This is a genomic window from Elusimicrobiota bacterium (assembly GCA_028718185.1).
Classification (GTDB): domain Bacteria; phylum Elusimicrobiota; class UBA8919; order UBA8919; family UBA8919; genus JAQUMH01.
In genome coordinates this window covers 105,922-127,879 of the sequence record JAQUMH010000006.1, presented here as the reverse complement: position 1 = coordinate 127,879, position 21,958 = coordinate 105,922, and the positions used below count along the sequence as shown (strand labels likewise).

Here is a 21,958-nt window from a genome sequence, read left to right as displayed (position 1 = left end):
TTTTGGGCAATGTTTTTTTGTTCATTATTAAACCCCTTTGATATTGTAAAGTCTATTTTTTACTTTTTCAGACGATTATACAATATTTTAAGGGTTAAAAAAACAACACAAAAATACTATTAAGCCCCGCCTGAGTATATAGAAGATCAATAAAAACACCGTCCCCGCCTGCATCTATCTGTTTTTTCGCGCGGTTTACAAGAAGTTCCATGAAAGCAGGGTTTGTTAAATCCGGGAAATATCCTTGTACTTCCTGCCAGTCATACTTATCACCGGACTTTATCAGGTGATTGGTCAATGCAAAATATTCCTGGAACCCTTCTTTATCCAAATATTTTCCTTTTAGCGACGGAAAGTACTTACCAATTTCTTCCGGACACATATAAGTTATATTCCACTTTTTTGGGTCAAAAGCCATTTCCCAGGTATCATTAATCACCATGTTTGTTATCGGATCCACTTCAACTCTACCCAAAGCTTCGGCCGGAATCGCACCTGTAAATATGACTCCGGGCATTTCTTTTTTTATCGGTGGTATTGAATTTCTAAGTTCCTCATAAGAGTATCCTATCACTCTAATAAACTCAGGCACTTTCTTGGGTGAAGTTTTTGCAAACTCAGCAATCCTATTGAGTAGTTCGAGAGGCATATTGTCCGGAGAGTCGGGAGCAGGAACTGTCCAAGTCCAGAATCCTAAAAAGATAAAATCTGTCTGGGTCTCTTTTAACACCTTAACAGTATCCGCTAAACTTCTGCCGCCGGTTGATTTTCTATCAGTAACTTTTTCATAAACCGTAGCTACCTTGACTTCGGAAAGATTGCCATTGGGACCAATATAGGTTATATTCTTGTGATTATCCTGCTCTGTTCCCTGTTTTGCGAATATAAATAACGGTATAAGGATTACAATCATCCCGATAACAACCACTATTTTTTTGTCCATAGTATTTACCCACCTACGAAAATCGAACTTACGTTACTATAACCGTCCCAGATTTATTTTGCGGCAAGAAACGCTGTTGAAAAGGCTGCTTGCAGGTTGTAGCCGCCGGTTTTGCCGTCTATGTCGATAACCTCGCCGCAGAAATATAACCCTTTTACAAGTTTTGATTCCATTGTATATGGGTCTATTTCTTTCAGTGAAACTCCGCCTTTTGTAACCATTGCTTCTTCTATCGGTCTGGCACTTTTTATTTTTATTCTGAAATCGGCAAGCATATCTACCAGATTATTTCTCTGCGTGCGGCTTACTTGGTTGCATTTTATATCTGCCGGAATACCCGCGTGTGCAAAAAATACCGGCACTGAAGATTTCGGAAGAAGTCTGCTCATAATACTATTCAAAAACTTGTTTTTATTAAGATTAAATAAATCAAGAAGTATTTCGTCCACTTCCTGCTTGTTTTTTCCGGGCAAAAGGTTAATTGAAACTTCCACATTTTCGTTTTTAGACAGGTGGTCTGAAATAATGCCGCTCATATCTAAAATAACGGGTCCTGAAATGCCGAAATGAGTAAACATTATATCACCTTTCCCGTCACATATTTTTTTACCGTTTGAACCTTTTGCAGAAACTTCCACACCGTATAAGGGAACTCCCTGCAATTCTTTTACAAAATCTTCTTCAGTTTCAAGCGGGACAAGAGCCGGATTTAGCGGTACAATAGTATGCCCGAGCGATTTCGCCATTTCATACCCGTCCCCGGTTGAGCCCGTCTTGGGATAGGACAACCCGCCGGTTGCAAGTATTACCTTTTTGCTTTTAATTGTCTCTCCATCACTGAGTTTGACCCCTGCAACTTTTTTAATATCTCCATCCTTTCTAACCAGGATGGCTCCAACCCGCGCATTATACCTTACCTTCACATTATTTTCTTCTATATATTTCTGAAACGCATTAACAACGCTTTCCGACCTGCCATCTTCGGGAAACACTTTCCCGCTATCTTCGGTCATCACCTTTACACCATATCTTTCCAGAAATAAAATTATATCACCGTTAGAAAACTCAGTCAACGCCCTATAAAGAAATTTTCCGTTTGGACCGTAACTGTCTATGAACGACTCTTGCTCACCGGAATTAGTTATGTTACACCTTCCGTTTCCAGTTATGCAAAATTTTACTCCCAGTTTCGCATTCTTTTCAAGCAATATAACGCTAGCACCGTTTTCAGCAGAACGCCCGGCAGCAAACATGCCTGCAGCGCCCCCGCCAACCACAATCACATCACTTGACGGCTGTTTAGTTTTTTTTATCATATTGTTAACCCGTTGAAAAACCATCAACGGTCTTGCCGCTATAACCGGAACCGTCCCCGATTTTTATACCAAACCATGTCAAGACATATTTGCTATGGCATTGCAAATATGTCTTTTATGAAAAGACGGTGATAATCCATTAGAGGAGATGAAAATAAACTATTCTATGGTTTTGTATTTAAAAATTGGATTAGATATTTTCTATAATCATACATCTCTTTATTACAAACATATTTTGAACCATCGAATGTGAATACATATTCTCCTTTAAATGGTCTGAAAATCTCATTACCATATTTTTCATATATTTTGTTGTAATAAGATATGTCCTTTCCGTTATCTGTTTTTGGATTATAACTTTCAAAATGAGTCTTGATATTATAAACAATATCAATTAATTTAGATTTAGACTTAGTTTTGTTTTTAACGAAATAGTATTTATTTGTATATGAATAAGGAAAACTGGCATAACACTCATCTAATCCTTCTTCAAATACCGGAATATATTTATCGGTTACTAACTTATAAATTGTTACAAAAAGAGCTGAACTTTGATTGCCGCTACTATCTGCTTCTATTACAATTTCATATTTTCCATCAGAATCAATATCAATCAATTTGGGCTCAATATCAAAACTTTTATTCCAGCCAATATCTTTAAACGTTAAAACATAGTTTCCGTCTTTATAGATAAATCCGAATATAATGCAAGTATTCGATTTCCACTCCGTAGCTGTTATTTTTACTTTAATAAGAATATCAGAATTATCGTCATTATAGAGGTTCGTTTTACATATTTTAAATTCAATCTTTTCAATTTCTTTTAATTCAGACCCAAACTTGTCGCTTAAAAATGTACTTTCAATAAGTTTCTTTAAATTTATTTTCAAAACCCTGTCTATATCTTTAAAACCTTCTTCATACCCAATATCCTGAAACACATTTTTCACTTTTATAATTTGCGAGCCATTATTTTCTACTGCAAATACTTTGCTGTTTGCACTCATAAACATAAAAAAAGAAACCCACAGTATTAACCTTTTCATTTTATATTTTCCACCTAATTCAACAAGTTAAACTCCGTCCCGTTGCCTTCCCGTTGCCCTTCTTGTATTATTTTAGGGGTTGTTTTCTTATGTGAAATTGTTCCAGAAGGTATTATATAAAAAATAATTGCAGTTGTTATTAAGAAATATAATCTTGGTATAACAATATAACATGGATCATTGAGATTATGACCAGTAAGCATGCCACATAAACCCATATTAGGTAAAATAATATAAGGTGCAGCAATCCATCCGTATATTTCCACATAATATATTAGTAGTGATAAATTAAAAAGAACAATATTTAACAAAAGAGCTTTATATATTTTACGTAAAAATATTTCACTTTTTATTAAATGAACAGTGCGTATGTAGTAAAATATAGGAAAGAAGGCTATTAAATTAATAATTAATGAAACAAAAATATTATATGGTTGCGAAAAATAAAATCCACCACCTTCTTCTACAAGAATATCAAAATATGGTAAAACAAAACCACAGGAAAACTTTGCATTGTATAGAGAACATCCTTTAATAAAACATGTTGTACTTAATAATACTAATAGAAAAAATAATTTACTTCGTTTCATTTTAAATTATTCCAAATTATCACACAATCCACAATATTGATTTCTGTTTAAAACTTTATAAATAAAACAAAACCTAAAAATAATTACTTATTACAAAGACATTAGGGGAGTAGTTAGATAATTAGATTATATGTTTTGTAATTTGATATTATTTTTCCTATCTCTTGTCAATATCTATTTATCTAACAACGTTTATTCCCAGCATGACATCTGTTAAAATTACTAAATTATTGATATAATACAATTGTCTCCTGATAGAAATCGCTACTACATATCTTTTTCATCGATATGGAATTTGTGAAGCATGCGGTGAACTGCTGGGGCAAGAACGATACCCATAACTGCTATAAACATCAATCCGCTAAAAAGCGCATATCCGGAAGCAAATATTTTTGACTTATTAGTAATAAGCTGATTGACAGGTCCCATTCCACCGAGAATCATAGATGCTTCTAAAAGAGAATCAATCCAGCCAAACCCCGCTATCAAGTGATAACCCATGATACCAATAAATAAAGCAGCTGCAATCAACATGCCAGCTATCAGAACAGACACTATCATCCTTCTGATAAACACCGACATCGGAACAAGTTTTTCGTGTTTCCGTTCAAACATATTAACCTCGCATATCGGGGACGGTTCTGGTTTTACACATTTTTATAATTTTATCTACTGTTCATTATTTTTGTCTTTACAAAATTTTGTTCAAATATTGAGAAATTAAACTTATCCCACCAAAACCAGAACCATCCCCGATTTTTCTATCATTCCTCGATAGTTCCCTTATATCTCAAAAATATATTGTAAACCATTTTTCACTTGACAAGTTTCATAATTTCTGTTATATTTATAGTGGCCATAATTATGGCCATATTTATGGAGGTCATTATGCAATTTACGAGTATCGCGAATCTTAAAAATAATGCGTGTAAAATCATTTCCGCAGTAGAGAAGGGAAAGGACACCATTCTTACAAAACACGGCAGACCCGTTGCCGTTATTTCTCATCTTTCCGAAGATGAGATTGATGATTATATCCTTACCCATCATCCAAAATTCAAAAATGCAATTGAAGACGCTTACAAAAATTCTTTTAAGCATAAGGGTAAAAATATTGAGAAACTTATTAAAAGTTTGGAGAACAAACTTTGAAATTCAGTATCTTCGTTTATCCTTCTGCTGAAAAAGATCTGAAAAACTATTCAATACCTCAACAGACAGAAATACTTAAAGAAATTAATTCTGTTTTATCTGATAACCCATTACCGAAACCACCGCTTATCAAAAAACTCAAAGGCATAAAAATACCGCTTTACCGATTACGAATCAAAAACCTGCGAGTAATCTATCGCATTGCTAAAACCGAGGTTGTAATCTTGAGGGTAATTAATCGCAAAGAACTCGAATTAGCACTTAAAAAATTCCATTAACCTATTCTCATCTCAAACCTACGAACTACTTCACTTTAAATTCAAGATTATCGGATTTGGATGGTTTGTCTACGGTGATGGTTTTTCCTGTTTCTATTTCACCGGATAGGATTTTTTGGCTTAGTGCGTCAACTACTTCACGCTGGATTGTTCTTTTTAATGGTCTGGCACCGTAAACAGGGTCAAAACCAATACTCGCGACAAAATCTTTTGCTTTATCGGTAAGATTAATTGTGATTTTCTTATCTAAAAGTTGTTTATTTATCAGTTCTAACTGTAAATCAACAATTTTCTTGATATGTTCCATTGCAAGATAATGGAATATGATAATTTCATCAATACGGTTCAAAAATTCGGGACGGAAATACCGTTTCAGGACCGCCATCAATTTTTCTTTTATTTCTTTTTCCATAAATTCAAGAACTTGCGATGCAGTATTCTGGTACAACTCGCTTCCTAAATTGGATGTCATGATAATTACTGTATTTTTGAAGTCAACAGTCCTTCCTTGCCCGTCAGTAAGCCGGCCGTCGTCAAGAATCTGTAAAAGCATATTAAATACGTCCGGGTGCGCTTTTTCAATTTCATCGAAAAGCAGTACTGAATATGGTTTCCTGCGGACTGCTTCAGTAAGTTGCCCGCCTTCCTCGTAGCCGACATAGCCGGGCGGAGCGCCTACTAAACGGGAAACAGTGTGTTTCTCCATATATTCAGACATATCAATACGAATCATATTTTTCTCGCTGTTGAAAAGAAATTCTGCAAGAACTCTGGCAAGTTCGGTTTTACCTACTCCGGTCGGACCTAAAAATATAAAGGAACCGATAGGTCTGTTGGGGTCAGAAAGCCCGCTCCTTGAACGACGGATAGCATTTGAAATTGCAACTATTGCTTCGTCCTGACCTACAACCCGTTTTTTTAAAACATCTTCCATTTTAAGCAGTTTTTGTGTTTCTGTTTCAAGCATTTTTGATACGGGAATGCCTGTCCATTTAGAAACAACCTCCGCTATGTCCTCTTCATCAACTTCTTCTTTAAGCATTTTTGTATCTTTTTGGATTTCTATAATCTTTTTATTTTCATCATCCAGTTTTTTCTGTAATTCTCTTGCCTTACCATAACGGAGTTCTGCAACTTTTCCCAAATCGCCTGTCCGCTCAGCTTGCTGTTCTTCTATTTTCACTTCTTCTATCTGTTGTTTAAACTTGCGGATTTTAGTAATAACTTCTTTTTCCTTTTGCCAGTGCTCGGACAATATTTTTCTTTCCTTTTTAAGTTCTTCCAGTTTTTTGTCAATTTCTTCAGTTTTGGATTTCTCTTTCAGAAGTCCCTGCTTTTCAATTTCAAGCTGTCTTATTTTTCTTTCCAAATCATCAAGTTCCGAAGGCATAGATTCAATTTCAATACGGAGCCGTGAAGCCGCCTCGTCCATCAAGTCAATCGCTTTGTCCGGAAGAAACCTGTCTGAAATATACCTGTTTGATAAAACCGCAGCGGAAATGAGTGCAGAATCTTTTATTTTAACTCCGTGATGAACTTCATATTTTTCTTTTAGTCCTCTTAAAATCGCTATTGTATCGTCAACTGTGGGTGCATTTACTATTATCGGCTGGAATCTTCGTTCTAACGCAGCATCTTTTTCAATATGCTTCCTATATTCATCAAGGGTTGTTGCGCCAATACATCTTAATTCACCGCGGGCGAGCATGGGCTTCATAATGTTTGCTGCATCTATAGCGCCTTCTGCGGCACCGGCACCGACAAGCGTATGAATTTCATCAATAAAAAGAATAATCTCGCCTTCACGGGCAATAATTTCTTTTAAAACAGCTTTAAGCCGGTCTTCAAACTCACCACGGAATTTTGCACCCGCAATAAGTGCGCCCATATCAAGCGAAAGTACTTTTTTGTTTTTTAACATTTCCGGGACATCGCCGGAATTAATCCGTCTTGCAAGTCCCTCGGCAATTGCTGTTTTACCTACGCCGGGCTCGCCTATTAAAACAGGATTATTCTTTGTACGGCGCGATAAGACCTGCATAACGCGCCTGATTTCGTCATCCCTGCCGATTACAGGGTCGAGTTTTTCCTTTCTCGCAAGTTCGGTTAAATCCCGTGTATATTTTTCTAACGCCTGATATTTATCTTCCGGATTTTGGTCGTTAACTTTCATATTACCCCTCACTTCAACTAAAACTTTTAATATTTTTTCTTTATTAATCGAATTTTTTGACAGTATCTCATTCGATTTAGTATTAGATGATGCTATTGCTAAAATAAAATGCTCTGTTGATACAAACTCGTCTTTTAAATTATCTGCTTCAACTTTGGCGTCTTCGATAATTTTTTGAAGCTCATTCGTCAGATAAACCTGTTCAGAACCTTCAACACTGGACAGCTTTCCAAGTTCCTTATCTATCTCTTTCTTTAGATGCGAAATAGAGACAGAAAGTTTCTCAAGAATCGTTGAAACAATTCCGCCTCTTTGCTCAACCAAAGCAAAAAGCAGATGTAAATCTGTAATCTGCTGGTTATGGTTTTTAGTGGCAAGAGAATGCGCCTCTGACAACGCTTCCTGTGCCTTTATAGTCCATTTTTCATAATCCATATTTTCATTTTATAAGAATTGGGGGTTGAAATCAAGCAGAATTTTTGATATGATTAAGCAAGATTAAGGGAATATATTGAAATTAGTAGAAATATATGGAAATTAGATAGTCCGCCACTGAGTCCTTGGCGGATTCGAGAAAAATTAAACAATAAATTTCCATAAATTACAATAAGTTTCGCGAAGCAAATTTCTATCAGCTTCCATTTTCCTAATCTCGGATTTTACTATGTTAAATATAATAATTCTTGGAATTACTAGTTTGTTAACGGATGTCTCTTCGGAGATGGTTTATCCTTTGATTGCGGTTTATCTTTCTTCTTTAGGAGCTACACCGGCAATTATCGGGTTGATTGAAGGACTTGCTGAATCAACTGCATCTCTTTTGAAGGTCTTTTCGGGTTATTTTTCTGATAAAGTAAAAAAGAGAAAACCTTTTACTGTTTTTGGTTATTCTTTTTCTACTATTGGGAAATTCTTTCTTTATATTTCAACCAGCTGGCATTATGTGCTTTTTGCAAGAATTTTTGACAGGTTTGGTAAAGGAATACGAACTGCTCCAAGAGATGCTCTTATTGCTGAAAGTGCAGCTGAAGGTAAAAAAGGAAAAGCGTTCGGGTTACACAGAACAATGGATACAATCGGGGCAGCAGCAGGTGTTTTACTTGCTTATTTCTTTATGACAGTAAAACCAAACAATTATAAAACGGTTTTTTTATGGTCAATTGTCCCGGCAGTTCTTGGTGTTATTGCTTTGTTTTTTGTAAAGGAGAAAATGGCAGCTGTTAAAACCGGGGCACCCGCCAAGAAACCGTTGGCATTCAACTTTGCATCCTTTAAAACCCTTGATAAAAAATTACAATACTTTTTAATCATTGCCCTATTGTTTACACTTGGGAACTCATCAAACCAGTTCCTGTTTCTGCGGTCTAAAGATTTGGGCTTTTCCGCGACAACAATAATTTTACTTTATTTCGTTTATAATCTTGTTTATGCTTTCATATCCTATCCTGCAGGTGTTATTTCGGATAAAATAGGAAGAAAGAAAATACTTGTTCTAGGTTACCTGTTTTATGGTATTGTATATTTTGGATTTGCTTTTGTATCGACAAAATTTTTCGTGTGGGTATTATTTGCACTCTACGGTCTTTATATAGGGCTTACAGAAGGAATTGAAAAAGCATTCATTTCCGATATTGCTCCTTCCGACCAAAAAGCGACTATGATAGGACTTCACGCAACAATTATAGGAATAGGTTTATTCCCCGCATCTTTCGTAGCAGGAATTTTATGGACTAAATTAGGAGCTTCCGCCCCTTTTATCATGGGTGGTCTTACTGGTGTTCTTTCCTCAGTATTACTTCTGTTTTTGATTTAAATCTTGTATCCCTAAAATTTTACACTAAACGATATCCAGTGAGTATTGTGAAATCATCTAAATTAGGCGACACCTTTACTCCATTACATTATTATTATTTATTAAAATAACCTAATTTTGTTAAAATTGCCAGTTCTCTCTGTAATAGAGTTTTTTCTTTAAGTCGTTCATAAGTCACAGCAAGGTCATAATGGCCTCCTGCAAAATTCGGATTGATTTGTACAGATCTTTCCAAATAAAAACGAGATTTTTCCAATTCACCCTTAATCCCATAAATTTGTCCCAACATATTGTTAGCCATATATGAATCGGGACTATTTCTTAATGCTAAATTACATTCTTTTATCGCTTTATCATATTCTTTTCTTGTTATATATATTCCTGCAAGACCCATGTATGATTCTTCATTTTTGTTATCTATTACTAAAATTCTATCCCACTCTCTTTTTGCCGCATCGTAATCAATGGCTTTTTCATAAGCATATGCTAAATTTTTATGTGCATCTGTATCAATAGTTATATCATAAACAAGAATACTATTACCAATTATTTCTATGGGTTTATATTCTTTAAGCCATGCATACACTAATCCTTCTTTTGTAGTTGCCGTTTGTAAAAATAAAGCACTTACACATAAAAGTTCTCGTTTAGGTGTTAATGAATTCATTTTTTCCGTTTTAAATAGAACTTCTGATATTATCCCTCTGTATTGAGGATTAACTCCATAATATTCCGGTCTTGCACAACCACAATAAGATAATATAATTTCATCTCCTGGTTTTAAATATTTTGCAAGATTTTTTAAATCCTGCCCAGCATCTAAATCATTAGTAAGATATTTGTATCCGTTTTTAGAACCACCAATAAATTCATTAAAAAATGTTAAATAATGTGGGTAAATTTTTACATTATTTATAACCATCCAAATAATAAGAAAAGCTAAAATATACTTCTTTGGGTTATTTAGACTTTTTGATATAATTCCTAATAACACAAAAATAAACGGATAAATCGGAAGAATATATCTTATTCCTAATTGAGATTTACTCAAAGAAGCAATCATCAGCCAAACAATTGGAACTACACTTAAAAAGATAATAACTATTTTTAAATTTGGATCTTTTTTTAAAGAATAAACATAACTTACTACCCAAAAAAGTAAAATTAGAAATGGAACAGGATTTTTTATCATGAGTGCAAATAAATAATAATACCATACCCCGTAACGATATATATTTCCATTGATAAACACATCTCGCCCTTCTTTCATGGAATTAAAGATTTGATTCACACCGGCAAAATAATTTGGCAAACCGGAAAATATGTAAGTTATAGATAGGACAAAAAAACCAATAATAAATATTTTGATAATAGATATTAAAATCATGGGGAAAGTTTTTTCTTTTCTATATTTAATCCAAAATATTCCTAAAAATAAAAAAAGCGGATATAATAAAAGGGCGGATACTTTTGTAGATTGTGCTAATCCAAATAGTATGCCAGTTAAAAACAATTTTTTTGTAGAGGGATTCCTCAGATATAACCAAAACATAAAAACTGACAAAAAAACTAAAACAGTCAAACCAAAATCTGTGTTTACTACACCTGCCCATGCTGACATATTGGGACTTAAAACATACAATATCAAACTCAATATCGCACCATAATATCCCCACAAAATAAATGCCCATTTATATATAAAAAATCCTAAAATAATTGCTCCTATTGCATTTGTGATTCTTGTAACATGTAAAATAGTATCTGCAGAAACATTATTATTGTAAAGAAACTTATCCCCTATTTCATATTGATTTATATCTAAATTATTTGGTGTTTTTAACTTTAAAAACAATAACGGTGCAGTTACAAAAAGTTTCCAAGATGTCAAATGTTCTCTATTTACATGAGAATTTCCGGTTTTCCAGTGAATATACCCACTTGATATATTCACTGCTTCATCATAAATTGCCGATTTTTCCCAACTTGATGAAATAATTAAAATAAAGTTTATAATCAATATTAAAATTACTAATATGTTAGAAAACCATTTATTTTCACTAAATTTTTTCATATATTTGATTATATTAAATTTTGGAATGTTCTACAAGAAAAGTTTATATTGATTGATAGAAATATCTCTACCATTTTAGGCTAAAAGATATTCAGTTATTGTTACCAAAATCATACTAAGATATGAAGATATAATCAGTGAGACTTGAGATTATTGATGGTAATGCTTTATACTACCAAATAAGCCGAGCAAGCTCGGCGACTACAATTACAGCAGAGTCCTACGGACTATATTAAATTTTTCTTTTCATGGCGCAGAATTCGCCGCACATTGAGCAGACGTCTTTGCCTTTTGCGGAAAGTCGTTTTTCAAATTCGTAGGGGTCTATGGAGAGCGCTTTTTGCTTTTTCCAGTCAAAGTTTTTTCTTGCTTTGGAAAGTTCGTAGTCAATTTTAAGGGAAGATTTATATCCTCTTGCAATTTCGGCTGAATGAGCGGCAATTTTTGAGGCGATAACTCCGTTTTTAACATCATCTATATCCGGAAGCGACAAATGCTCGGCAGGAGTTACATAACACAGGAAATCAGCACCAAAATATCCTGCAAGAGCGCCCCCGATAGCCGACGTAATATGGTCATAACCGGGTGCGATATCGGTTGTAAGCGGTCCTAAAACATAAAAAGGGGCATTATGGCAATATTTCTTTTGAAGTTTTATATTTTTTTCAATCTGGTTCAGCGGAACGTGCCCCGGACCTTCAATTATTGTCTGCACATCTCTTTTAAGAGCATACGCCTGCAGTTTACCGAGGGTTTTTAATTCTTCAATTTGTGCCGCATCTGTATTATCAGCGATACAACCGGGTCTGAGCCCGTCACCTAATGAAATAACAGCGTCATATTTCTTCGCTAATTTTAACAAATCGTCATAATTTTCGTATAGCGGGTTTTCTTTTTTGTGATGAGACATCCACTCGGCAAGAAATGCACCGCCGCGTGAAACAATACCGACAAGCCGCTTGTTCTTCTTCAGGATTTCAATTGCTTTAAGCGTCAGTCCGCAATGGACTGTTATAAAATCAATGCCGTCTGCCAGCTGTTTTTCTATTTCAGCAAATATCTGCTCAATATTTACATCAATAAATTTTTTCTTTTTCCTGGATATCTCACAAATTAAACCATAAATAGGGACCGTCCCCACAGGAATGGTGGAATTGCTGATTACCATTCTCCTTATTTTCGAAATATCGCCGCCTGTGGATAAATCCATAACAGCGTCTGCACCATATTTTATTGAAGTTAAAAGCTTTTGCCGTTCATACGAAAGGTTACAATTCATCGGCGAAGTCCCGATGTTGGCATTGACTTTTATTTTAAGTCCTCCGCCTATACCTTTTGGCTGAAATTTAGGATTGTATTTTCTTAACTTGTTTTTACAAATGACAATGGTCCCTTTTGCAATGCCATTACGGACAAATTCAGCAGAAACACCTTCCGCTTTTGCAATTGCCTGCATTTCTTTGGTAATAATATTTTTTCTGGCTGATTCTATCTGGGTCATATATTTAAATGGTCTTGAATACAGATTCCCGTTTTCACGGGAATGACAGACTTTTAAACAGATACTATTATAAATATTTTAGTATTTCCTTTTCTATGTTATAAACCTTAAACCTGATTTTTTTGAATTTCGCTCCGGCAGTTGCTGAAATAGTCTTTGAAAATTCCTCAAGAACTCTTAATGATTCTTCCGCTCTTTTAATATTTGAGACAACAACCGCATAATTGTTACTTTTGCCGGATTCTTTTGTTTCACGGAAAACATCGTCTTTCGTGTTGCGTGAAGCAATTAACTCAGGGTAAATAACCCTTGATGTCTCATCTATTTGGTGTCTCAATTTTTTAATTTCTGATGATAATTTTTTATCTTCAACTACAAATCTTATAAAATCCTCAACAACCCGCAATCCCTCTTTTGACCTGTTTAAGTTAACATCAATAATTCTGTAAATATTATTCATTTTGTGGTTGTTTTATTTTTTATCCGTCATTGCGAGGGAGGTCACCTTAGTGACCGACCGTGGCAATCCCATTACTAAAACCGAGATTGCTTCACGGAGTTTACACTGAACGTAGTGAATGTGTTCGCAATGACACCTTTGGTAATTTTAATTATATCTTCTTAAAGGCTTTTTAATTTTTTTATTATATTAGTTGTTGAATATCCTTTTACGACAGGGAATCTTTTAACTTTTTTGGAAAATTCAGCGCCTACTATCTCACCATTTTTCCAATCAGAACCTTTAACTAAAACGTCCGGCTTAATTTTTTTTATAATCTGATAAGGAGTCGACTCGGAAAACTTTACTACAAAATCAACCATAGAAAGCGAAGCGAGAACTTCCATCCTTTCATTTTCCGGTATTAGAGGGCGGGTTTTCCCTTTAATAATCTTTACAGAAGAGTCGGAATTAACCCCTATAATCAGAATATCGCCGAAAGATTTTGCCTTTTCAAGAAGCCGTATATGACCTATATGCAAAATATCAAAACAACCATTGGTAAAAACAATTTTTTTACCCGCTTTCCTTAATTTTTGAACAATTTTTATAATTTGACCTAGTGATTTGATTTTTTCCATTTTTTAACGAGGGGAATATTTTTGAAGAACTTTCTCCGCTCTGCTTTCTTGCAAAAGCAAAGAAGAAACAACTACATAAAATCAGCAGACCAAGGGTCTGCAACTACATTAAAGTCATTTATTTCTTCAGCCCTTAATCGCAATTGCAAGCAATATTTTGCTTTTTTTAATCGCAAAGCGAGGAAATAATTTCTGCAGAACCTAAATTTGCGACTTATTTGTTCCAGGAGCAAATGCCAGAGCGAGTTCTAACGAGCGTTTCAAAGAAATTAGTTTCCGAGCGATATTTTACTGCTGAGCATCCTCAATTAGTTTACATATAATATGTCCAACAGTAATGTGTACTTCCTGGATACGGGCTGTGTTTTTTGAAGGAACACTTAACGTTATATCACAAACATCCTTTAATTTACCGCTATCACCGCTAAACCCGACAACTATTGCACCCTGCTTTTTCGCTTGTTTCACCGCTTCAATGACATTTTTTGAGTTGCCGCTTGTTGAAATCGCTATAACTATGTCGCCCTTTTGGACAATTGATTCAACTTGTCTTGAAAATATTTTATCAAAACTATAATCGTTTGCTATAGCAGTCAATTCGGAAGTGTTAGTAGTAAGTGCAATGGCATTTAGAGATTTTCTTTCTTTTTCAAAGCGGCAAACAAGTTCCGTGACCAGGTGTTGCGCATCGGCGGCTGAACCGCCGTTACCAAAAATAACTACTTTTTTACCTTTACGGTAACCATCAATTATTGCTTTTGCTATTTTTTCAATTATTCCTGCAAGTGATTTGGATTTTTCTTTTACTGCTATGCTTTCATCAATAATTTGTAAAATTGTTTCTTTCATATAAATAATGAGCCGAGCAAGCTCGGCAACTACAACTACGACATGGTAACATAAGCACGCCAAGGGCGTGCTACTACATAACTACTGTGGGATACAATCCCACCGCTACATAACATCAGCAGACCAAGGGTCTGAGATTACATAAAAATTAATAGAAACGGGAAAAACTATTTCTCGCCGTAGATTCTTTTTTGGACAAAATTTGTATAAATTTCGCCTCTTTTGAAATAATCGTTCGCCATTGTAATTTTATGGAAAGGGATGGTTGTTTTTATTCCTGAAATCTCGAATTCGGATAATGCACGCTGCATCCTGGCTATTGCTTTTTCCCTTGTAGAATCAGTAACAAGTAATTTCGCAATTAAACTGTCATAAGTTGAAGGTACGGTATATCCGGCGTAAATGTGAGAGTCAACCCTGACCCCGGGACCACCGGGAAAAATTAATGATTCAATCTTACCGGGACTCGGGATAAAATCCTTTTCGGAATCTTCGGCGTTAATCCTGCATTCAAATACGTGCCCTACAATTTTTATGTCGTCATAACTATAACCGAGCCGTTCACCCGCGGCAAGACGAATTTGTTCTTTTAATAAATCTATTCCGGAAACCATTTCTGTTACCGGATGTTCAACTTGTATACGGGTATTCATTTCCATAAAATAAAAATTCTCTTTTTTATCAACTAAAAACTCAATTGTGCCTGCTGTAAAGTATTTAACTGCTTTCGCGGCAAGCCGCGCATAATGTCCCATTTTTTTTCTTAATTTTTCAGAAATCATTGATGGAGATTCTTCAATAAGTTTTTGATGCCTTCTCTGAATTGAACAATCCCTTTCCGGGAATGAAACTACATCACCTTTTATATCACCAAGTATCTGAAACTCAATATGTCTGGGTTCTTCAAAATATTTTTCAAGATAAACATCCCCATTGCCAAACGCTGCCTTTGCTTCAGACTGTGCAGTAAGTATCGCATTTTTTAACGCATCTTCCGATTGAACAACTCTCATACCTTTTCCGCCGCCGCCGGCAGATGCCTTTACTATAAGAGGATAACCGATACTTTTGACAATCTTAGCAAGTTTCGGATGGTCAGCTGTTATACATTCGTCTGTTCCGGGAATAGTCGGCACACCCGCTTTTCTCATTGTCACTTTAGCGGCTATTTTATCGCCCATTGTCTGAATTGTAGTTTTTGACGGACCTATAAATTTAATATTACATGATTCACATACATCAGCAAAATACGTATTTTCCGAAAGAAAACCGTAACCCGGATGTATTGCATCAGCACCGGTAACTTCAGCGGCAGAGATTATATTAGCAACATTTAAATAACTCTCCTGGGGACTGGCAGGACCGATACAAACAGATTCGTCTGCAAGTTTTACGTGAAGACATTCATTATCTATATCCGAATGAACAGCAACTGTTCTTATCCCCATTTCCCGGCAGGCACGAATGACTCTTACGGCTATTTCCCCACGATTAGCTATCAAAATTTTATTAAACATTTGTTCGCTTCGCTCACACGCTGATTACCGCTGATTTGACACCAACTGAACGCGGATTATCGCTGATTTTTATCTGCGGACATCTACTCTTTTTTATCTGCTGGTATCTGCGGTTCCAATTCAAAAAGAGGCTGACCATATTCAACCGGATGATTGTCTTCTACTAAAATTTTCACAACTTTTCCGGCAATTGATGAAGTTATTTCTTTCATTAATTTCATAGCTTCAACAATGCAAACTTTTTGACCTACTGTTACAAAATCACCTTCATCTACTAAAGGTTTCCCACCTGGTGAAGATGTTCTTAAAAATGTTCCTACCATTGTAGATTTTATAATATTGTTGATCTCTGATGGCACCGGTTGAACTGATTTGCTTTGTGAATTATTTTGCACTACGGAATTGACACTCTTAGTTGCCAATACCGGTTCCGCAGAAATATCTTTTCTTTTAAATCCGGATTTCTCACCGTCTTTCTCCATCCAGATTTCTTCGATATCCGTATCTTTTATTGCTTCTAATATTAATTTGATTTTATCTATTTCCATAATCGCTGATTACTGCTGATTTGAAACCTTAACTAACACTTATTATCGCTGATTACCGCTGATTTTGACACCAACTGAACGCAGATTACTGCTGATTTGACACCAACTGGACAAGATTATCTCAGATTCTTATCCGCCTTTATCTGCCGTACCTTTATCTTCATTTATCTGCGTTCACTTCGCGACGCGCAGTAGATATTCTCCGGTTCTGGTGTCGATTTTTATAAGATCGCCTTCTTTAATAAAAAGCGGAACTTGAATTTCAATACCGGTTTCTAAAGTGGCCGGTTTAACAAGATTTGAGACAGAATCACCGCGAATGCCGGGAACTGTCGATACAACTTTCAATTCCACGTTCGAAGGTAAATCCATTGTCAGAAATCTTTCGTCAATATAAAGGGCTTCAACTTCAGCATCAGGTTTTAAATATTTTACAACATCTCCGAGTTTATCCTTTTGCATGGTTATCTGTTCATAGTTTTCCATATCCATAAAGATATAATCATTACCTGCTGAATATAAAAACTGTTTTTTTCTCTTTGTAACTGATACTTCTTCAAATTTCTCTCCTGATTTAAAAGTTGTTTCTGTAATTGAACCTGTTTCAAGATTTCTTAACTTTGTACGCATTACTGCTCCGCCCTTACCCGGTTTGTGATGCTGAAACCAGATAACCTGGCACGGTGCTCCATCTACCACAATATTTAATCCATTTTTAAAATCAGAAGTTGAAACCATATTTATAATACCTCACAGCCGTTCTTTGTCACTAAAACCATATCTTCTATGCGAACACCGAATTTACCGGGAATATAAATGCCCGGCTCTACTGTAACAACCATACCTGCTTTCAATATCATATCTGATTTTGAAGAAAGCGCAGGTTTTTCGTGAACATCAATACCTAAACCATGACCTGTTGAATGAATAAAATATTTATTGAAACCGTTTTTATCTATAAAATTTCTTGCTTCAAAATCTACTTTTCTACAACTTACGCCATCTGCGATAACATTTATCGCTTTTTGCTGTGCTTCTTTTACAATTTCAAATACTTTTTGTTGATATTTGTTTATTTTACCTAAAAAAACTGTCTTTGTCAAGTCAGAATTATAATCATCATAAATACATCCAAAATCAATAAGAACGATTTCATCTTTATGAAATCGCCTGTTAGTCGGTTTATGATGACAATTAACAGAATTTGGACCTGACGCAACTATAATATCAAAAGATGACTTTTCCGCACCGTTTTTTCTTAAATGATATTCCAATTCATCGGCAAGTTCCTTCTCTGACATACCACAGTTTATTTTCTTTTTGACCGACTCAAACGCCTTTTTTGAAATTTTGCAGGCAGTTTTTATTTTTGATATTTCCGGGTTGTCTTTTACGAGCCGCATGTTCTCTATAAAATCAATACATATTTTCAATTTAATATTCGGAATTTTTTCAAGTTCTTTCAAATACCAATATGAAATGCTACTCTCAAAACCAATTTTTTTATTTTTGTATTTTTGGAAAGAATCTTTGAAACTTCTGATAATTTCCACCTTGCACCTTGCAAGTTTTTTTGCTGATGAATAGAGAAGTTCGGGAACTAACAATATCGTTTCCTTGCGGGAAACGAAAATAAAAGAACTTTCCGCACGGAATCCGGTTAAATAAAAAATATTAGATGGATTAAATGAAATCAATCCGTCTAACTTTTCTAATTCAATCTTTTTCTGAATATTTTTTATTCTCAAAAACATAGTATCCTATGGTTATAGAGTTATAGAGTTTTAGGGTTATAGGGTTATTTCGGCACGCCAAGGGTCTATGAAACTACATCATTTATTACTATTTTATCCCTTTGTTCTAAAGTTTTAAAGTTCTTTGGTTTCAATTAACATCAGAACCTGAGAACTCGAGAACATAAGAACGCTTTTTACTTTTTAACAATTTCAATTGCGGCAAGTAGGCCTAAAAGATAGGAATTTGTACCAAAACCTGAAATTTGACCTGTTGCAACACCTGCAACCAGTGATTTGTGCCTGAACTCTTCCCTGTGATAGATATTAGAAAGGTGAACTTCCACTACAGGAATGTCTATGGCAGCAACAGCATCCCTAATCGCTACTGATGTATGTGTATATGCAGCAGGGTTCATTACAATTGCACTATATTTTTTAGGCGACTTTCCGATGATATCGACAATTTCACCTTCGTGGTTTGATTGAAATACTTCAACTGAAACGTTTTTTTCTTTTGCCAGCTTTTTTATTTTTTTATTTATATCTTCAAGCGAAAACTTGCCATAAACATCCGGCTCTCTTTTACCAAGCAGATTTAAATTGGGTCCATGAATTATAAGTATCTTTTTCATAACAAAACTATTCTCCTTTTTGTTCTTCTAAGACTTTTTTTATTATTTCATCAGGGATATCGTCTTTTAAGACAGTCCTGCCGGGACGGCCATCGGGCAACACAAATCTGACTTTTTTATCCAATACTTTTTTGTCATAAATAAGTTTTTCAATGATTTTATCAGTATTTAAACTATGTGTTACCGGAAGCCCTGCCCTGGTCAATATTTTTTCAATCCTGTGAGTCCACATGTCATTGAGTAAACTTATTTCTTTTGCAATTTTGGCAGCACAAACCATTCCTATTGAAACTGCTTCACCATGCAGGTATTCCTGATAATTAGTCGCTGCCTCAATTGCATGACCTATTGTATGACCGAAATTCAATATTGCGCGTAAACCCGTTTCTTTTTCATCCAATTCAACCACCCATTTCTTTATCTGGCAGCTTCTCCATACTGTATATTCAACCCTTTCAAGGTTAAGTGACTTAATTTTTATAAGGTCTCTTTCCAGAACAGTAAAATATTTCCTGTCTCTTATAATCCCGTACTTAATAGCTTCTGCAAGCCCGCTGTTAAACTCTCTTTCCGGAAGTGTTTTTAAGGTTGAAATATCAGTATAAACCAATGCCGGCTGGTAAAATGCTCCTATCATATTTTTTGATTTCGGGTGATTAACTCCGACTTTCCCACCGATAGAAGAATCTACTTGTGAAAGTAAAGTTGTCGGCACCTGGACAAAAGGAAGCCCGCGCATAAAAGTTGCAGCGACAAACCCGGCTATATCTCCCACCACCCCGCCGCCAAGCGCTACTATAGTCGAACTCCTTTCGAGGTGTTTATCCATACACACCTGATAAAGATTATTAACTGTTTCAAGCGTTTTGTATTTTTCACCGTCAGGAATCTTTGTAATGAATGTTTCAAAACCTGCACGTGACACGCTATCAGTCACCATATCCCCGTAAAGCTTATTAACGGTTGTATTTGTTATTATAAGCACTTTGCCGAAAAAGTCTTTTTCTTTCAGACAATCGCCAAGATTTGTCAAAGATACGCCGACATGTATCGGATAAGTCCTCTCACCAAGTTTTACTTCAACTATTTTCATATTAAACACTACTCATCTTCTTTATAATTCTCTTTGCAGCTTCTTTAGGTGTCGTATCTGTTGTATCGAACGAAAAATCACATTTTTCATAATGCGGTGTTCTTATATACAGGAGTTTCTCTGTTTCGGATTTTTTATCTCCAACATTAAGAAGCGGTCTATCAGAATTTTTAGATACCCTTTCTAAAATTTTTTCAACTGATGCTTTTAGATTTATTATTTTACCGTTTCTCTTTAAATTATCAATATTCTCCTGCCTTAGAACAATACCACCGCCTGTGGCAATTACATAATTGTCATAACCGCCGACTTCTTTGGCAATTTCGGATTCAATATCCCTGAAATATTTTTCCCCTTTTTCGGAAAAAATATCAGATATTTTCATGCCGGCTTTTTCTGTAATAAGGACATCCGTATCAACAAATTTCATCTTCAAAAGCCGGGCGATTTCACGGCCTACGTCACTTTTGCCAGTCGCCATAAAGCCGGTTAAAATAATATTCATTTTTTAATTTTAAGCCCATTGAAAAAATACCATTTACCGATAATAACCTAGACCCCGAAACAAGTTCGGGGTGACACTGTTGAAATTTTTCAACAGTGTCATTTTATAAAAAATACCTTGAATTGTCAATGTATTTATATATAATTAAGGAAGAACCAAATAATTTCTGTATCTATATAATAAAAACTGCATCTAAACAAATGGACTTAAACGAAAAACTTCTAATTTCAAAGTCAAAAAATGGCGATACCCGTGCTTTTGAGCAACTAATTAAAAAGCATGAGCTAAAAATCTATAATTTATTACTTAATATGACAGGCAGAAGGACTGTTGCCGAAGATCTTTTACAGGAAACATTTTTAGCTGCATGGCAAAAGATAAGTCACTTCAAGGGAAATTCCGAGTTTTCGACATGGCTTTACCGTATTGCAGTCAATTTGGTCCTAATGAAACGGCGGAAGAAGAAAGTCGTTCATACTGTCTCTATTGATACTCCTATCATTACTTCAAAAGGAGAGATAAAAAGAGAATTTATAGACGACTGGTCAAAAAACCCGTTGGCAAATTTAGAAAACACTGAACTAAAAAACCGTCTAAACAAAGCAATAAATACTTTGCCGGAAAAATATAAGGATGTACTTGTTTTAAGAGATGTTGAAGGAATGACAAATGATGAAGTTAAAAAGATATTAAGGATTTCGCTTCCGTCAATAAAATCGCGGCTCCACAGGGCACGATTGTTTTTAGTCGCTGAACTTTCGAAGTATTTTAGAGGACACTAATGGATTTGGAAAGATTTTTACTATTATTATCTGATTTCATGGACGATGAAATGGATTTTGACTTGATTGAAGATTTTGAAGAAAATCTTGAAGATGAGTTCTGCTGTCACTTTTTAAATACATTCAGGAAAACAGCAGAGTTATGTCACCAGATTGAAATGCAGCAAGTTCCAAGGATACTTCACTACCGCATAATACAAACAATTGAAAACATTGAAAATACAAAAAAACCGGTTAAAATGAGAAAGAAACCAACCAAGCGGCTTCACCGCAAGATCGTTTCCCACCACTCCCTCTACTGAATCTTTGGCGGGCAAGGAGCCGTTGGCGGGT

General features: G+C 35.2%; 23 protein-coding genes. 5 read left to right on the top strand and 18 right to left on the bottom strand.

Annotated elements, in window-relative coordinates:
• Positions 1-94: 94 nt before the first annotated feature.
• The 5 genes from PHE88_08980 to PHE88_08960 form a co-directional block, all read right to left on the bottom strand.
• Positions 95-943, bottom strand: a complete 849-nt coding sequence (locus PHE88_08980) for a hypothetical protein (GenBank protein MDD5687951.1) — start codon at positions 941-943, stop codon at positions 95-97.
• Between the two features lie 53 nt (positions 944-996).
• Entirely contained in the window at positions 997-2,259 is a 1,263-nt protein-coding gene (locus PHE88_08975; GenBank protein MDD5687950.1) for an NAD(P)/FAD-dependent oxidoreductase, read from the bottom strand.
• Between the two features lie 164 nt (positions 2,260-2,423).
• The gene (locus tag PHE88_08970) at positions 2,424-3,305 is read right to left on the bottom strand and encodes a hypothetical protein (GenBank protein MDD5687949.1); all 882 of its coding nucleotides are present in this window, start codon (positions 3,303-3,305) and stop codon (positions 2,424-2,426) included.
• A 14-nt stretch (positions 3,306-3,319) separates the two neighbouring features.
• Entirely contained in the window at positions 3,320-3,895 is a 576-nt protein-coding gene (locus tag PHE88_08965) for a hypothetical protein (protein MDD5687948.1), read from the bottom strand.
• A gap of 267 nt (positions 3,896-4,162) precedes the next feature.
• Complete coding sequence (locus PHE88_08960; protein ID MDD5687947.1) at positions 4,163-4,510, bottom strand: hypothetical protein; 348 nt, start codon at positions 4,508-4,510, stop codon at positions 4,163-4,165.
• Between the two features lie 273 nt (positions 4,511-4,783).
• On the opposite strand from PHE88_08960, the gene PHE88_08955 reads away from it, so the two are divergent.
• Entirely contained in the window at positions 4,784-5,047 is a 264-nt protein-coding gene (locus PHE88_08955; GenBank protein ID MDD5687946.1) for a type II toxin-antitoxin system prevent-host-death family antitoxin, read from the top strand.
• Positions 5,044-5,325 (top strand): type II toxin-antitoxin system RelE/ParE family toxin, encoded by a 282-nt coding sequence (locus PHE88_08950; GenBank protein ID MDD5687945.1) that lies wholly within the window; start codon positions 5,044-5,046, stop codon positions 5,323-5,325. Before PHE88_08955 ends, PHE88_08950 begins: the two co-directional genes overlap by 4 nt.
• A gap of 25 nt (positions 5,326-5,350) precedes the next feature.
• Here PHE88_08950 and clpB read toward each other — a convergent pair whose 3' ends face one another.
• Complete coding sequence (clpB, locus tag PHE88_08945; GenBank protein MDD5687944.1) at positions 5,351-7,933, bottom strand: ATP-dependent chaperone ClpB; 2,583 nt, start codon at positions 7,931-7,933, stop codon at positions 5,351-5,353.
• Between the two features lie 229 nt (positions 7,934-8,162).
• Between clpB and PHE88_08940 the strand changes: the two genes are divergently transcribed.
• Complete coding sequence (locus tag PHE88_08940; GenBank protein MDD5687943.1) at positions 8,163-9,311, top strand: MFS transporter; 1,149 nt, start codon at positions 8,163-8,165, stop codon at positions 9,309-9,311.
• Positions 9,312-9,405: 94 nt separating this feature from the next.
• On the opposite strand, the gene PHE88_08935 is transcribed toward PHE88_08940, so the two are convergent.
• The 12 genes from PHE88_08935 to PHE88_08880 form a co-directional block, all read right to left on the bottom strand.
• On the bottom strand, positions 9,406-11,382 hold the full coding sequence (locus PHE88_08935) for a glycosyltransferase family 39 protein (GenBank protein ID MDD5687942.1): 1,977 nt from the start codon (positions 11,380-11,382) through the stop codon (positions 9,406-9,408).
• A gap of 232 nt (positions 11,383-11,614) precedes the next feature.
• On the bottom strand, positions 11,615-12,883 hold the full coding sequence (thiC, locus tag PHE88_08930) for a phosphomethylpyrimidine synthase ThiC (GenBank protein MDD5687941.1): 1,269 nt from the start codon (positions 12,881-12,883) through the stop codon (positions 11,615-11,617).
• A gap of 67 nt (positions 12,884-12,950) precedes the next feature.
• Positions 12,951-13,343 carry a thiamine-phosphate pyrophosphorylase gene (locus PHE88_08925; GenBank protein ID MDD5687940.1) on the bottom strand — a complete coding sequence of 131 codons (393 nt, stop codon included), beginning with the start codon at positions 13,341-13,343 and terminating at the stop codon, positions 12,951-12,953.
• A gap of 161 nt (positions 13,344-13,504) precedes the next feature.
• Complete coding sequence (gene rfaE2, locus PHE88_08920) at positions 13,505-13,963, bottom strand: D-glycero-beta-D-manno-heptose 1-phosphate adenylyltransferase (protein MDD5687939.1); 459 nt, start codon at positions 13,961-13,963, stop codon at positions 13,505-13,507.
• Between the two features lie 288 nt (positions 13,964-14,251).
• Positions 14,252-14,812, bottom strand: a complete 561-nt coding sequence (locus PHE88_08915) for an SIS domain-containing protein (protein ID MDD5687938.1) — start codon at positions 14,810-14,812, stop codon at positions 14,252-14,254.
• A 167-nt stretch (positions 14,813-14,979) separates the two neighbouring features.
• Positions 14,980-16,329: an acetyl-CoA carboxylase biotin carboxylase subunit gene (gene accC / locus PHE88_08910; protein MDD5687937.1), complete on the bottom strand. Its 1,350-nt coding sequence runs from the start codon at positions 16,327-16,329 to the stop codon at positions 14,980-14,982.
• An 83-nt stretch (positions 16,330-16,412) separates the two neighbouring features.
• Positions 16,413-16,877 (bottom strand): acetyl-CoA carboxylase biotin carboxyl carrier protein, encoded by a 465-nt coding sequence (gene accB / locus PHE88_08905; protein ID MDD5687936.1) that lies wholly within the window; start codon positions 16,875-16,877, stop codon positions 16,413-16,415.
• A gap of 174 nt (positions 16,878-17,051) precedes the next feature.
• Entirely contained in the window at positions 17,052-17,615 is a 564-nt protein-coding gene (efp, locus tag PHE88_08900) for an elongation factor P (GenBank protein ID MDD5687935.1), read from the bottom strand.
• Between the two features lie 2 nt (positions 17,616-17,617).
• Positions 17,618-18,631 carry a Xaa-Pro peptidase family protein gene (locus PHE88_08895; GenBank protein MDD5687934.1) on the bottom strand — a complete coding sequence of 338 codons (1,014 nt, stop codon included), beginning with the start codon at positions 18,629-18,631 and terminating at the stop codon, positions 17,618-17,620.
• 176 nt (positions 18,632-18,807) lie between these two features.
• On the bottom strand, positions 18,808-19,245 hold the full coding sequence (aroQ, locus tag PHE88_08890; protein MDD5687933.1) for a type II 3-dehydroquinate dehydratase: 438 nt from the start codon (positions 19,243-19,245) through the stop codon (positions 18,808-18,810).
• A 7-nt stretch (positions 19,246-19,252) separates the two neighbouring features.
• A complete protein-coding gene (gene aroB, locus PHE88_08885; GenBank protein ID MDD5687932.1) occupies positions 19,253-20,338 on the bottom strand; it encodes a 3-dehydroquinate synthase in 1,086 nt (361 codons plus the stop codon).
• Position 20,339: 1 nt separating this feature from the next.
• Entirely contained in the window at positions 20,340-20,843 is a 504-nt protein-coding gene (locus PHE88_08880; protein MDD5687931.1) for a shikimate kinase, read from the bottom strand.
• 128 nt (positions 20,844-20,971) lie between these two features.
• Here PHE88_08880 and PHE88_08875 point away from each other — a divergent pair, with 128 nt between their 5' ends.
• Together PHE88_08875 and PHE88_08870 are read left to right on the top strand one after the other, a co-directional pair.
• Positions 20,972-21,625 carry a sigma-70 family RNA polymerase sigma factor gene (locus tag PHE88_08875; GenBank protein MDD5687930.1) on the top strand — a complete coding sequence of 218 codons (654 nt, stop codon included), beginning with the start codon at positions 20,972-20,974 and terminating at the stop codon, positions 21,623-21,625.
• Positions 21,625-21,927 carry a hypothetical protein gene (locus PHE88_08870; protein ID MDD5687929.1) on the top strand — a complete coding sequence of 101 codons (303 nt, stop codon included), beginning with the start codon at positions 21,625-21,627 and terminating at the stop codon, positions 21,925-21,927. The genes PHE88_08875 and PHE88_08870 overlap by 1 nt, the downstream gene beginning before the upstream one ends.
• Positions 21,928-21,958: the final 31 nt, after the last annotated feature.

Bases quoted from the DNA above. Each gene is read 5' to 3' on its own strand.
- PHE88_08965 (MDD5687948.1), bottom strand. From the start codon at position 3,895: ATGAAACGAAGTAAATTATTTTTTCTATTAGTATTATTAAGTACAACA.
- PHE88_08975 (MDD5687950.1), bottom strand. From the start codon at position 2,259: ATGATAAAAAAAACTAAACAGCCGTCAAGTGATGTGATTGTGGTTGGC.
- PHE88_08980 (MDD5687951.1), bottom strand. From the start codon at position 943: ATGGACAAAAAAATAGTGGTTGTTATCGGGATGATTGTAATCCTTATA.
- rfaE2 (MDD5687939.1), bottom strand. From the start codon at position 13,963: ATGGAAAAAATCAAATCACTAGGTCAAATTATAAAAATTGTTCAAAAA.
- PHE88_08880 (MDD5687931.1), bottom strand. From the start codon at position 20,843: ATGAATATTATTTTAACCGGCTTTATGGCGACTGGCAAAAGTGACGTA.
- PHE88_08895 (MDD5687934.1), bottom strand. From the start codon at position 18,631: ATGTTTTTGAGAATAAAAAATATTCAGAAAAAGATTGAATTAGAAAAG.
- thiC (MDD5687941.1), bottom strand. From the start codon at position 12,883: ATGACCCAGATAGAATCAGCCAGAAAAAATATTATTACCAAAGAAATG.
- PHE88_08870 (MDD5687929.1), top strand. From the start codon at position 21,625: ATGGATTTGGAAAGATTTTTACTATTATTATCTGATTTCATGGACGAT.
- PHE88_08940 (MDD5687943.1), top strand. From the start codon at position 8,163: ATGTTAAATATAATAATTCTTGGAATTACTAGTTTGTTAACGGATGTC.
- PHE88_08970 (MDD5687949.1), bottom strand. From the start codon at position 3,305: ATGAAAAGGTTAATACTGTGGGTTTCTTTTTTTATGTTTATGAGTGCA.
- aroB (MDD5687932.1), bottom strand. From the start codon at position 20,338: ATGAAAATAGTTGAAGTAAAACTTGGTGAGAGGACTTATCCGATACAT.
- PHE88_08960 (MDD5687947.1), bottom strand. From the start codon at position 4,510: ATGTTTGAACGGAAACACGAAAAACTTGTTCCGATGTCGGTGTTTATC.
- efp (MDD5687935.1), bottom strand. From the start codon at position 17,615: ATGGTTTCAACTTCTGATTTTAAAAATGGATTAAATATTGTGGTAGAT.
- aroQ (MDD5687933.1), bottom strand. From the start codon at position 19,245: ATGAAAAAGATACTTATAATTCATGGACCCAATTTAAATCTGCTTGGT.
- PHE88_08925 (MDD5687940.1), bottom strand. From the start codon at position 13,343: ATGAATAATATTTACAGAATTATTGATGTTAACTTAAACAGGTCAAAA.
- accB (MDD5687936.1), bottom strand. From the start codon at position 16,877: ATGGAAATAGATAAAATCAAATTAATATTAGAAGCAATAAAAGATACG.
- PHE88_08935 (MDD5687942.1), bottom strand. From the start codon at position 11,382: ATGAAAAAATTTAGTGAAAATAAATGGTTTTCTAACATATTAGTAATT.
- PHE88_08955 (MDD5687946.1), top strand. From the start codon at position 4,784: ATGCAATTTACGAGTATCGCGAATCTTAAAAATAATGCGTGTAAAATC.
- accC (MDD5687937.1), bottom strand. From the start codon at position 16,329: ATGTTTAATAAAATTTTGATAGCTAATCGTGGGGAAATAGCCGTAAGA.
- PHE88_08915 (MDD5687938.1), bottom strand. From the start codon at position 14,812: ATGAAAGAAACAATTTTACAAATTATTGATGAAAGCATAGCAGTAAAA.
- PHE88_08875 (MDD5687930.1), top strand. From the start codon at position 20,972: ATGTATTTATATATAATTAAGGAAGAACCAAATAATTTCTGTATCTAT.
- clpB (MDD5687944.1), bottom strand. From the start codon at position 7,933: ATGGATTATGAAAAATGGACTATAAAGGCACAGGAAGCGTTGTCAGAG.